12 protein-coding genes and 1 pseudogene are annotated in these 12,952 nt (G+C 44.1%); 8 read left to right on the top strand and 5 right to left on the bottom strand.

The features are described 5' to 3' along the window. The first annotated feature begins 421 nt into the window (after positions 1–421). From ASG93_RS22445 to ASG93_RS36970, 3 genes are all read left to right on the top strand, one after another. Positions 422–721, top strand: a complete 300-nt coding sequence (locus ASG93_RS22445; RefSeq protein WP_056835486.1) for a hypothetical protein — start codon at positions 422–424, stop codon at positions 719–721. 760 nt (positions 722–1,481) lie between these two features. Next, positions 1,482–1,766, top strand: a complete 285-nt coding sequence (locus ASG93_RS22435) for a hypothetical protein (protein ID WP_321166703.1) — start codon at positions 1,482–1,484, stop codon at positions 1,764–1,766. Beyond that, positions 1,748–1,894, top strand: a complete 147-nt coding sequence (locus ASG93_RS36970; RefSeq protein WP_321166702.1) for a hypothetical protein — start codon at positions 1,748–1,750, stop codon at positions 1,892–1,894. The genes ASG93_RS22435 and ASG93_RS36970 overlap by 19 nt, the downstream gene beginning before the upstream one ends. A 77-nt stretch (positions 1,895–1,971) precedes the next feature. On the opposite strand, the gene ASG93_RS22430 is transcribed toward ASG93_RS36970, so the two are convergent. Further along, on the bottom strand, positions 1,972–2,844 hold the full coding sequence (locus ASG93_RS22430) for a carbohydrate ABC transporter permease (RefSeq protein WP_056835482.1): 873 nt from the start codon (positions 2,842–2,844) through the stop codon (positions 1,972–1,974). A gap of 163 nt (positions 2,845–3,007) precedes the next feature. Further along, positions 3,008–3,958, bottom strand: a complete 951-nt coding sequence (locus ASG93_RS22425; protein WP_056835480.1) for an ABC transporter permease — start codon at positions 3,956–3,958, stop codon at positions 3,008–3,010. Positions 3,959–4,104: 146 nt separating this feature from the next. Here ASG93_RS22425 and ASG93_RS22420 point away from each other — a divergent pair, with 146 nt between their 5' ends. From ASG93_RS22420 to ASG93_RS22410, 3 genes are all read left to right on the top strand, one after another. Beyond that, positions 4,105–5,919: a sensor histidine kinase gene (locus tag ASG93_RS22420; RefSeq protein WP_056835478.1), complete on the top strand. Its 1,815-nt coding sequence runs from the start codon at positions 4,105–4,107 to the stop codon at positions 5,917–5,919. A gap of 1 nt (position 5,920) precedes the next feature. After that, on the top strand, positions 5,921–7,528 hold the full coding sequence (locus ASG93_RS22415) for a response regulator transcription factor (RefSeq protein ID WP_056835476.1): 1,608 nt from the start codon (positions 5,921–5,923) through the stop codon (positions 7,526–7,528). A gap of 107 nt (positions 7,529–7,635) precedes the next feature. Continuing rightward, a complete protein-coding gene (locus ASG93_RS22410) occupies positions 7,636–9,318 on the top strand; it encodes an extracellular solute-binding protein (protein ID WP_056835474.1) in 1,683 nt (560 codons plus the stop codon). Between the two features lie 771 nt (positions 9,319–10,089). Here ASG93_RS22410 and ASG93_RS22400 read toward each other — a convergent pair. Then, on the bottom strand, positions 10,090–10,605 hold the full coding sequence (locus tag ASG93_RS22400) for a hypothetical protein (RefSeq protein ID WP_056835470.1): 516 nt from the start codon (positions 10,603–10,605) through the stop codon (positions 10,090–10,092). 36 nt (positions 10,606–10,641) lie between these two features. Then, positions 10,642–11,019, bottom strand: coding sequence for a response regulator (locus tag ASG93_RS22395; protein ID WP_056835468.1), 378 nt, complete (start codon positions 11,017–11,019; stop codon positions 10,642–10,644). 433 nt (positions 11,020–11,452) lie between these two features. Between ASG93_RS22395 and ASG93_RS36525 the strand changes: the two are divergent. Both ASG93_RS36525 and ASG93_RS36520 read left to right on the top strand, forming a co-directional pair. Then, positions 11,453–11,968 (top strand): annotated as a pseudogene (locus ASG93_RS36525) (TerD family protein); the annotation flags it as partial. Positions 11,969–12,037: 69 nt separating this feature from the next. Further along, positions 12,038–12,712 (top strand): vWA domain-containing protein, encoded by a 675-nt coding sequence (locus ASG93_RS36520; RefSeq protein WP_056835491.1) that lies wholly within the window; start codon positions 12,038–12,040, stop codon positions 12,710–12,712. A gap of 51 nt (positions 12,713–12,763) precedes the next feature. Here the strand turns inward: ASG93_RS36520 and ASG93_RS35330 are convergent, their stop codons facing one another. Continuing rightward, positions 12,764–12,931, bottom strand: coding sequence for a hypothetical protein (locus tag ASG93_RS35330; protein ID WP_156411006.1), 168 nt, complete (start codon positions 12,929–12,931; stop codon positions 12,764–12,766). Positions 12,932–12,952: the final 21 nt, after the last annotated feature.

Here is a 12,952-nt window from a genome sequence, read left to right as displayed (position 1 = left end):
GGGCTATTAAGGGCATTGACCCGTTGCAACCCCATCGTACAGGAGACGCTCCTTTTATTTCAAAGGCCAAATATTAGCGTCTACAGGAATGTTCTTATCTATCACCATTAGCTACTTTCCCTCAAAATAGAAGCTGAAAATATTGAACAATCGAAAAATTAATGGGCTTACCGCTGCTACGATTTCGATAACGGTACTAATCCAGATTTACATCCCCCTTGTTTCAATACTAGTAAAACGGAATCCTTCCTTTTGCCTCAACTCACTATCAAAGAACATGGTATCTCCCATGCTAGAATACTCTTGCAACGTTGTTGTTTAACCTGAGCAGCCATAAGCAAGCCCAAATCGATATAGTCAAGCATCCAGTTATTACCTTTCCACATAGGTTGGTGTATTATAATTTGGAGGAGATTAAACAATGAGTTACAACCAAAGTCATTATGTTAATCCACATCATCCACATCATCCACATCATCCACATCACCCATATCACCCTCATCACTTCTATCATCCACATATGCATCATCATCCAGTGATCATTTATCCAATTCCATATCCGCATCATCATCCACATCATCATCCACAATACTATCCAATGCCTTATCATGGCATGCATCGTGAACAGTGGACCGGCCAACAGGTTGGGTGGCAAGGGCAGCATCAAGAGCATCAAGGTAATTGGCAAGGTGGGCACAGAGAAGAACAAACTAATAAATAAATTTGTAACAGAGCCGGTCGAATTTCTCGTGCGGCTCTGTTCTACTTCCTTCTATTTATTGGAGCTTTTGACTCTACTGATATTCATTAAACGGAAAAGTTCGATCAAAGCACAAGTAAGTTTTTTATTCATGCAAATTCCCAGTTGGTTATTTGGTGCTTCACTCTATTAATTTCATACGGTTACTATCTGTGGTTTTTCAAAAAAATGAAGAAATGGTAATCCAAAAATATAAAAAAACTCCTATTCACCTTTAACCAATTGTGATAGATTGATTTTATAACCAGTTGGAGGTATATCATTTTGAATCCTGTCACCGAGAATTTCGTTAAGAAACATCAAACATATCTGTCCGATAACTCCAACGAACTAGAGAATTTCGGCTCCATTTATGATCATATGCTATTTTACTTAACCAGTATTCTGGGTATTGATGAGAAACAAGCTTTGCAATGTATCCTTGATCTGAAAGCGGATATATCTTGCGATCTTCTTCCTTACATAGTTAAAAGTGAAATAATTTGAAAGCGGTTTAATCGAACCCATACATTAGCAAGCAGAAAGAATGGGAATTTGAAACGAAACTTTAGTGTATGACAACTGTTCCAATCAAAAGAGAGGCGCGAAGTGCGTCTCTTTTTTGTTCATTTTGACTAGTCGTCACTACTTTGTTTGCAGTAGGATGCACGATCATTTTTTATGCTAAAATTAACCATAAGGGCTCAGTACTAGACACTTCAAATATAAAGGAGAATTGATTATGACAAAAGAATTTTGGCTCAATCTGCCGGTAAAAGACCTCAAAAAATCAAAAGAGTTTTTCACCACGCTTGGATTTTCTTTTCATCCGCGACATCATAATAGTGACGATGCAGCTGGCTTACTAATCGGAAATAGCAATGTTATCGTGATGCTTTTTCCAGAGTCCACTTTCAAAAATTTCACAAAAAATGATATTGCAGACACCAAGCTAGGCACCGAAGTATTGCTTTCCTTTGATGCCGAGAGTAAGGAAGAAGTAATGAAGTGTTGGAGAAAGCGGTAAAGGCAGGAGGCACAATTTACGGTGAGCCCCATGATCAGGGCTGGATGTATGGCGCCGGATTCACAGATCTAGATGGTCATCGGTGGAATGTATTGTACATGGAAATGAGTAAGATGCCGAAGGAGTAAGAATGTAAGCATAAAAGAAGAACACTGCAGCCATGTAGGTTACAGTGTTCTTCTTTTATACATCCTAAACCGACAAGTCATTCCTTAACGGCACCGATAGAGATCCCTTTTACAAAGAAACGTTGCAGGAAAACGTAGACCATTAATACAGGCAGTGCACCGATAAATATCTGAGATGCTCGAATCGTTCGTTGAGATTGATTGGCAACTGCTGACAGATCAATCTTCGACATATCCGCTTGAACAATGATGGTTTGCATGAAACTTGCAAGCGGGAGATGTTCAGCATCTTTCATATAGATCAGGCCGTCAAAATAAGCGTTCCAATGTCCAACCATCGTAAACAATGCAATTGTCGCTATGGCTGGTAATGAGATCGGCAAGTAAATCATGAAGAAGGTTCGGAAATGACCGGCTCCGTCAATAAAGGCAGCTTCCTCAAGATCTTTAGGAACGTTACGGAAGAAATTAAGAAGTAGAATGAGGTTATAGACCGTTACCATTCCTGGCAGGATAAGCGCCATCATCGTGTTCATCAAACCGAGCTTATAGATAAGGATATAGTTTGGAATCAGGCCCCCGTTGAACAACATGGTTATGACTAAATACCAGAGATAACCCGTGCGAGCGCGAAAGACGCGAGCATCTTTGGAGAGAGCGTAAGCAGCAATTGCATTAACGAACATCCCAAGCGCCGTTCCAAGGATAGTCCGTTTGATGGATACCCCAAGTGATGTAAGAAACTGGTCATTGTTAAACGTTTTTTCGTAGGCTTCAAGTGTAAAGCCGATCGGCCAAAATGTAACCAACCCGGCGTTGGCAGGGGCATTTGAGCTAAAAGACACCATCAGTAAGTGGAACAACGGCAGAAGGCAAAGAATAGAGATTATGATCAATAACACATTGTTAAACACGGAAAATATGCGATATGATAACGTTTTGTGGTACATATGTTGCCCTCCTTAGAGTTTTCGTCAGAAAACTGGCTTCGTAAGCGTTACTGAGTTTTCGTCAGAAAACTGGCTTCGTAAGCGTTACTGAGTTTTCGTCAGAAAACCGGCTTCGTAAGCGTTACTGAGTTTTCGTCAGAAAACCGGCTTCTTAAGCAGTTACTCAGAAAATTCGATATCCAGCGAATCTATAAGCAAGACGATAGGATATGATGATTAAAATTAAGCTAATAAATGATTTAAATAGACCAACTGCCGTTGCGAAGCTGAATTGCCCACTAAGAAGACCTTCCCGGTACACAAACGTGTCGATAATATCCCCCTGCTGGTAGATCAAAGGACTATACAAGTTAAACACTTGGTCGAAGTTCGCGTTCAGTACATTGCCTAGAGCCAAAGTTGCAACTACGATTGCGATCGGTATAAGTGATGGTATGGTAATATGCATCGCTTGCTTGAAGCGGCTCGCTCCGTCAACTTCTGCTGCTTCGTACAGCGCTGGATTAATGGCCGTAAGCGCTGCTAGGAAGAAAATCGTATTGAACCCAAATTCTTTCCAGACATCACTGAAAATAATGGTAAATCGGAACCAACTACCGTCGCCTAGAAAGAAAATTGGCTTAATGCCGAACACACTGGAAAGGAACTGGTTGACAAGTCCCGTCTGGGCGAGCATATCAATCAGAATTCCCGCGAGTGTGACCCATGAAAGAAAGTGGGGAAAGTAGACCAGTGTTTGGATGGACCTTTTGAGTCCCATGTTCCTTACTTCATTCAATAACAAGGCGAAAATAAATGGAATGATTAAGTTCATCACGATCTTGGTACACGCAAAAAACAGGGTATTCCACGTAATTTTCAAAAAATAATCATTCTCAAACATATAACGAAAATGCTTCAAGCCGACCCAGGGGGAGCCGGTTATTCCCAATCCTGATTTATAATCCTGAAACGCCATAACGATCCCCGACATTGGAAGATAAGAAAAAATGAAAACCAATATGATAGCAGGCAGCACCATGAGATGAAGCATCCATGGTTGTTTGTAGCTGCTTTTCTTTTTCATGCCTTCAGTGCCCTTGTGGGTCACTTGATGTCCTGTATTTGCGTCCATAGCTCTCTACCCCGTTCCCTAAAAACTCATTTGTGTATTTTGAGAAACCCTGATATATATAGTATCAACAAACGCTACCCATAAACTATAAGACAATGTTAGGATGGATAGGGTTTTGTTAGGGATATCTTCTGGGGGGATCGGTTATGGAGCTGCAAAGAGGTATTGCGTTTGTCAAAAAAAGGGTCGGTACCAGGTTTAGTCTGTTTGCCAAAATGAACGGTCTTATTATCATTTTGTTCATCCCAATCATTATCGTATTTACATATTCCAATAGAATCGCATTCAATGTTATAGGCAAAGAGCTGCAGGTATCTAATATCAAACAGCTCTCTTTTCTATCCAGCCAAATTGACTCGAGAATCAATCAGATGATGGACTTTGTCATGACCTTTTCGAAAGATCCGAATGTTCAGAAATTCAATGGATTAAACATCTGGGAAGATCGCTATGATCGGATGCAAACTAGATATGTGGTTCAGGAGAAGATGGTGCTGCAGTCCGGCATTATGAACATATGGCCAGTTAAATACACGGTGTATTCCCAACAGAACAAAGAAGCCATTACTAATGCCATCAAAACGTCGGAGTATGATGAGAATTATTTGAAAAGGAATATGACCGGAAAATGGACTTATGGAGATGGCGAAAGCGTGCCGCAAGGTGAACCTAAGGCCTTTTATTGGTTCTATACGGATTCTTTCGGCCAACAGGATACGCTGAGTGGAAGTAATTTGGTGGTTGAAGCCAGCTTTGGTCATGAAAATATTCAAAATATGCTGGACACTTATAAGGCAGGCGGTCAAGGAGATCCTTTCTTTTACCATAAGGGAGAGACTCCGATCCTGAATCGCAGTGCATCCACACAGCTATCCAGTGATCTCATTCATTATTTGGATGGACAATCACTGGAAGCTACCATGCAGCAGGTCGTGAGATTAGAAAATAAAAATTATTTGGTAAGTAGCGTGAAATCCCCCCTATTGGACTGGCATCTAGTTGACATTGTTCCACTGGATCAAATCTTAGGACCCATATCGTTCAGCCGCAATCTATTCTATTTATCAATGGTCCTGCTTTTTGTGGTCGGTATTTCTTCCTCCGTGCTGCTTTACCGGAACGTTCAGCGTCCGATTAGAAAGCTGATTCGCGGATTGCAGAGCGTACAGCGGGGAGATTTTTCGGTAAGGATTAACGCCAATGCGCACAATGAATTTTCTTTTCTGTTTCATCGATTTAATGATATGTCTCAGCAAATTCAAGGTTTAATTGAAAACGTGCTCAATGAGAAACTCAGGGCCAGGGATGCGACTTTGAAGCAATTGCAGGCCCAAATTAATCCGCATTTTCTTTACAATTGCCTAGGCTACATTGCTAACATGGCCCAGATGAAGAACGAAGAGGCTGTCGTTTCCATGGCGTATAATCTGAGCGCATACTACCGTTACACGACCCGAATGGAGCGGGAAACGGCTAGTCTGGACGAAGAAATTCGACTGATCGGGAGCTATCTCGACATTCAGAAGCTGCGTAACGGCAGAATTGATTATCATATCGATATACCCGAAGAACTGCTGAACCAACAAGTTCCGCGCTTGCTGCTGCAGCCGATTGTAGAAAATGCCGTCATCCATGGGGTTGGGAAATCGTATTCGTCGGGTGAAATTCGAATCAGCGGTGAGATGTCAAACGGCTTCTGCCGGATTTATATCGATGACGACGGTCCCGGGTTGACGGAGGATCAGCAAAAAGCGTTAAATCATAAAATGCGGGAGCCCTTACAAGAGAAGATGGGCTGCGGCCTTTGGAATACCAACCAGCGGATCATTCACCAATTTGGTGATAATTCTTATCTCTATTTCACGAAATCGCATCTAGGAGGATTTAGAACAGAGATTATTTGGGAAATAACCTCTGGAGAAGAACATCGCCATCATCCCTTCATACAAGGAGACACATAACATGCAAATGATCATAGTAGACGATGAAGCTCACTGGGTAGACAACCTATCCATGCACAAACCTTGGCATACGCTCGGCATCGAACAGGTTCATAAAGCTTATTCTGCCCATGAGGCGCTTCAAATCCTCGAGACGCATCCTATCGATATTGTCATATCCGATGTTCTCATGCCCGAAATGACCGGTATAGAGCTGATAGAGCGAATTCGCATGTTTGATAAAAAAATAAAATGCATTATTTTATCCGGTCATTCCGACTTTGAGTTTACGAAAGAGGCCGTCCGGCACCAGGCGGTGGACTACCTGCTTAAACCGCCGACCGACAACGAATTGTTTGACGCAGTCAAGGCCGCGATCGATCAATTGAATACGGAATGGGAAAGTATTAGCTCCTATGAACGCACCCAATACACCCTTCGGGAAAACTTACCGCTTCTTCGTGGCCAATTGCTTCTTGACGCCTTTCGAGGTCATCGCATGTCCTCCGACGAATGGAGTCGGAAGCTGGAGAATTACGGATTACCTTTCCGTTATGGGGACTGTGCCCTCCTGCTCGTCCGAATGGAGGAAGAATTCGGGCAATATAAAAACAATGGGCAGCAGTTGTTGGAATATGCAATCATCAATATGGCCGAAGAGATTATCGGAGAATTTACAGAGGTCTGGGGTGTTAAGGAAGAGCATGGGTATCTTGCCTTTCTGCTTCAGCTCAAGGAAGATCATTCTGACGTTGGGAAAGAAACGGTTTTGGAAAAACTTGCCATGCAGCTTCAGTATAAAGTGAAACAGTTCTTGAAAGGATCTCTGTCCATCGTGATTACGGAGTGGTTCCAATTCCCGAGCCAGTTATCAGACCATTATAGGCAGGCCTCGGGCTATTTCCGGCAAATTGTTGGGGATGAACGGGAGTTCGTCATGAGCGTTGGTGATCACGAGCAAAACGTTTCGAAGGGAACCTTGGACGCTATCCATATGCCTCCGACATTGATTAACCTGCTCGAGGTCGGGCGTTGGGATGCGGCGGAAGATAAACTATTGACCGTGTTCGCGGAACTTGATGATAGATGGTCCGAATCCTGGGAGCACTGTATGGAAGCTGGATTCTCAATCGCTTCTTCCTTCACGCATATAGCGCATCGGAACGGCAACTCATTAGCTAACTTAATAGGACCAGAGATTGAATCCTTGCAGAGCGGAGAGGCCTTCTCCTCCATTAGCAAGCTTAGAAAGTGGTCTCTGGGTGTACTTGGCAAGCTAAAAGAGAATGCATCGAATGAAATCAAAGATATACGATCCACGTATGTGAAAAAAGTTCAGGATTTTGCGGAGAAAAACCTTCATCTCGATGTTTCACTGCGTGCGCTTGCAGACCACGTGAATTTGCACCCGACACATTTGTCCAAAATTTATAAGATTGAAACCGGTGAAGGAATAAGCGATTACATGTCCTCTCTCCGAATGGAGCGGGCTTGTCATTTGCTAAAGACAACCGACAAAAAGGTGTATCAAATCAGCATGGAAGTCGGTTATTTGGATCCAGCTTACTTTATCAAAGTGTTTAAACGCCAGTTCGGTGTAACGCCACAAGAATTTAGAGACGGCATTTAATTGCCTAACAAAGTCTTACGGAAACTAAAATAATCATATAGATACCTTCCCCAATAAGTTGGTAGAGTTAGCATGTAGTAATCTTACAACGTAGGGGGAAAACAAAAATGAGTACATTCAAAAAGTCATGGCTGCTGATCGCGGCCACTTCACTCATCGTGGTCTCAGCTTGCAGCTCAAAGACCGGTGAGACAGGAAAATCAGACAATACCGGTTCGAAAGACATTGCTGCATCCGATGCCGGATTCACCAAAGGCAAATACGATCCGCCAATTGAGATTAGCACCGTTGTCATGTTTGCCCCGCCAAAGAAGTACGTCAAAGGCGACACCAAAGAAAACAATGTCCACGATCGTTGGATGCTGGAGACCTTAGGAATCAAGCACAAAGATACCTGGTACCCTGCCGGCGGGGATCAATATAAGCAAAAACTGCAGCTTGCTATTGCTTCCGGCGAGAAGCTGCCAGATTTCGTATTCGTACCAACTGACCCCGTACTAACCAACCAATTGATCGATTCCGGCCAGTTTGTTGCCATTGACACGTTGTTTGATAAGTACGCTAACCAAACTTGGAAAGACCATGCCGCTCAACATCCAGAACTATGGTACCCTTTCACAAGGAATGGCAAGAAGTACAACCTGCCAATTCTGGAATATACCGACAATGACGATACGATGTTATGGCTCCGGGAAGATTGGATGGAAAAGCTGAATCTTACGGCTCCTAAGACGATCGCAGATTTAGAGAATGTGATGGACAAATTCAAGAATCAGAACCCGGACGGGCTTGCACCTAAAGACGTCTATCCTCTCGCGATTTCCTTGAAAAACAATACGAACACATGGATGGGCGGGCTTGATTGGCTGTTCGGGGCGTATGGCTCTGTAGAGGAGCAATGGAATAAAGATGCAAATGGCAAGCTTGAATATGGTTCTATCAACCCGGGTGCTAAGAAAGCGCTAGCGAAGCTTCAAGAATGGATGAACAAAGGCTATATCCATCCTGATGCAGCTTTGTGGGACGAAGGTAAATCTGCCGAGATCTGGACAAAAGGAAATGCAGGTGTATTGCCTGGAGCAAACTGGGTTCCTGATTGGCCGGCTCCGGATTTAATCAAGAACGTAAAAAATTCGAAATATAAAGCCTATCCGGTTCCTGCGGGTCCAGATGGACTGGCCGGCACGAAATGGCAAAACTCCGGCGTGAACAGCAGCTTTATGATTAATAAAGATGCTAAGCATCCAGAAGCCATCTTCCTGTATTACAACTACATGCTTGACAACTTGGCCAATCCACCTATTGGCAGTAAATTCGAAAACGGCTTTGCTCAAGGCTATGATTGGGACATCGTAGATGGAAAACCAACCAGTGATAAAGACAAGATCAAGGACTTCAGCAATGACTTCACATTCATAACCGGACCAGCGCGGATTCCGGACCTATATATGAAGACGCTGGTTAAGCTTGCAGACGGCAAAAAGCCGGAAACTCCTTATGAAAAACAGATTGCGGATTTCCGCAAACCTGAAAACTGGTATGCTGCGAAAGTCGTCATGTCACAAATGGACATTCGTAAGCAAAACTATTTTACCGGTGCGGCGACGCCGACCATGATTTCGAAATGGAACCTTCTGCGCCAGTCTGAAATGGAAACATTCAACAAAATCATTTATGGGAAATTGCCGGTGAATGCGTTTGACGAATTCGTCGCCAGTTGGAAGGCGAATGGCGGTGACCAGACAACGAAGGAAGTCAACGAGTGGTACACGTCAGTAACCAAAAAATAAATACTGTTGTAAGGATAAACGACTCCGTCGTCCTTCAGGTAGATGCGAAGCAAAAGTATAAAACTTATACTTTCTTATCTACTAAGAAAATTACTACTTCAAAACGGGCGAAAGCCCGTTTTTTTACGTGAATGGATCCGACTTAGCAAGAAGCCGGAAGCGAGCTGCTGACAGATATTAAGTACAATCCTCACATATGCTGATGATAGCGACAAGTGGGTGGATGATGTTTTGAACATGATCAAGATCCCCTCAACGAAGCTGCCTGACAAGGGAAAAGTGAAGAGAAAAAGCCAAGAGTTCGGAAGAATGCGAGCAATCATTACTTAATGTGGTAAAAATTACTAATAAGGAAAAGCGCCCTAGACGCGATCCCAATTCTCTTTTTTAATATACAAGTCAATTTTAAATTCTACAACATCATTCAAATAGAGAATATGGATTCATTCATCCAATCCTCAAGAGAGCGTATGAGGATGAACGGTCTCCTAACTATTGGTTTTTTTAAATTCCGTCGGCGTAAACCCGGTATAGGCTTTGAGTAGCACGCAAGATCGGAAATTTGGATGTTCTCTGCATGTTTTTTCTTGAATAAAGCGGCACATGCTTTGAACTTCCATGCGGTAGGACATCCTCACATGCTCCCCGAATGCCCGCTCCAGCTCGTTAACCGTTTGATCCCACCAGCAGCCAAATTCCTCCCAGGTCTCGACCGATGCAAGATCGGTCATTCGCTCCGTAACGGAAGCTGGAGTTTCCGACAAAGCCGGATCAGGCAGCTTGTGCGAGACATGAATCAGCTCCGCAGGACGTAAGGGCGGAACTCCCTCTTGCAGCAGTGGTGTGAATCGCCTCGCGGAACGAGATGGCCGAACGCTGCTGCAGTGCATTTTGAACCGTAGCCGCCCATTCCCGATACTGCGAAGGGGGAATCATCGTGAACCACTCAGACGTCACGTCGGAGATCATCGGTGTCGGATGATAAAAGAAAGCGTCCAGAGCATCCGACACCGTACGGACCAACTCTGCCCAAGCCACTTCGCCTGTCTGTCTAAGTAGGACATGCGTATGCCCCCGAACGCCAGTTACGGCACGCACTTCATCCAGAACAGCCCCTGCTTCCTCGCGAAGAAAGCTGAGCCTAGCGGCATCGCTATGGATATTCGGCATCCTCATAAACACAAACAGCCTGTCGTTTCTCCGAGGCACAGCGACAGCGACGACCTTGCCATCACCTACGGTCTCTCCGTACCGACGCTCGGTAACTTGTCCGGCTTCCGCCTGCAAAAGTACTGCCTGCTCGCCCTGCTGACTCGCTATTCCTTATAACTCACGCCCGCTCCAACCTACGGACAGTAAAGCGACGAAGCCCGACTGCCTTTCGATTGTATCAAGTCCCGGCGGCAGTGGGTGTGTACCCAAGGAAGCCGGAGCAGATAACATCCGCTCCAGCCATTGTCGTCTTTCTTGCCAGTCGTTTTGCCGCTGCTGAAGTCCTTGAAGCTGCAGCTGGTGAGCCACGTCCATGTCACGGTAGATCACTTCGGCGACCTTGCGGCAAGCCGTCAGAAGCTGATCAGCCACCTGCACCTGCTTGATCATATAGCCTGACACGCCAATCGATATGGCACGCTTGGCGAAATCGAATTCCCCATACGTGGTCAAAATCATGATATGAACCTGCGGATATCTTTCCCGCACATAGCCTGCTAACCCCTTCACCCTTTACCCGGAAAACTTCAGGGCCATCCGGCTCAGGCAGTCTAACGCAAATTAGCAAACCCTCCTCTGATTCCTCGGGAAAGCTTAGACCGTACGACTCGCCGAAGTGATGCCGGATTCGCTCGTGAATGTTGCGCAACTATTCTCGACGAGCGTAATCAGCGTGAGCTTTGGTATCGGAGTGACGAGCGACTCGTCGCGTACAACGAGATCGAGCCTTTCATCAGATTGTAGTCCTTGAAAGCGATAACCAAGCCGACCATCGGCTGCAAGTTTGCATCGACTGGTATTTGTCGCCAACGCTGAGTTAGAGCAAGGGATCAAGAGGTATACGGCAGTAAATTGTCGAAAATATGATATTACGCTTTGAATGATAGCTTATCTAAAGGTCATGATTTGAGGAGATGAACACATGTTACTGTTAAAAGGACAAAAATTGGATATCACAAAAGGAACTAATCTGTCTAACCTTAGCCTACAATTCGGGTGGTCATCTTCCGTTGTCGCAATGAACATTGACGCTGCCTGTTTTATGTTATCGGATAATAACCGATGCGAGCGGGATGAGGATTTCATCTTTTACGGCAATTCCTCTGCGCAGAGCGGAGCAGTGAATCATAAACAATTAGATGGCATAGACAAGGAAGCAATCAGCATTTCTTTATCCAAGCTACCGAATAGCGTTGCCAAAATAGCTTTTACCCTAACAATTCACGAGGGCGAGAAGCATGGACATAGGATGAAGGATATATCGAATTCATACTTACGACTCGTTAATGCCGATAATGGTGAAGAAATATTCCGCTTTGAATATGGTTCGGATCTATCCAAGGAAACTGCCATTGTAGTTGGCGAGTTATACAGGCACAATGGGGATTGGAAATTCAACGCAATTGGCAGCGGATTTTATGGAGGATTAGAGGCATTATGCACGAATTTCGGACTTGAGATCGCAGAGGAAGCCGAACAAGAAATAGCTGCAACAGCGGGGAAAACGATCTTAACATCTATCGATTTACGTAAGAAAATCGTTCAGATCACATTGGAAAAGAAAAAGTTGACCAACTTTACCGCCAGAGTAGGTTTAGTTCTCGATATTTCAGGATCCATGCAGACGTTGTACAAGAACGGAACGGTACAGGAAGTGGTTGAGCGCATTCTGGCTGTCGCTTGTAGGTTTGATGATAATGCGACACTGGACGTCTGGATCTACGATAATGAATTCAGCAGGTTGCCTTCCGCTACGGAGGCAGATTTCGAACACTATGTGCAGAAGCATATTATGAATAACAAAATGATACACAAGTTTGGCCGAAATAATGAGCCGCCCGTCATGCAGGACGTGATTCGTAAATATACCGTTGAAGAAGACTCCTCTATACCCGTATTTATGGTATTCATCAATGACGGCGGAGTCGTAAAACCCATCAAGAAAGTCATCACCGAATCAGCTGTACAACCGATTTTCTGGCAATTCATAGGCATTGGCGATTCCGATTTTGATGTGCTGAAGCAATTAGACACGATGGAAGGACGAATCGTAGACAACGCTAATTTTATTCACATTGAGGATATTGCTTCGATTTCTGATGAAACGCTGTATAACCTTCTTTTGAATGAATTTCCATTATGGCTTAAAGAGGCAGCGGCCAAAAGAATTATTCGAATTTAAACGAAATAATAAGGACAACCCTTCAAGGTTGTCCTTATGTCATAAATCGTATTAAGTTTTAAATTTTTCATTTATCTCTTGTAGCTCAATAGCCATCCTAGATAATGACTCTGAGGAAGCCGCGATTTCTTCCATTAATGCCAACTGCTCCTGTGCTGCTGCGGAAACATTCTGAGTAGCCGATGCGCTTTTCTCCATAACATTGAAAATGGTATCCATAGCTATAATCGTTTTGCTGCG

The sequence above is a fragment of the Paenibacillus sp. Soil787 genome (assembly GCF_001429545.1).
In the GTDB taxonomy this organism is placed as follows: Bacteria; Bacillota; Bacilli; order Paenibacillales; family NBRC-103111; genus Paenibacillus_E.
Note: the sequence above shows the minus strand (reverse complement) of the source record. Positions and strands in the feature narration are given on the sequence as shown.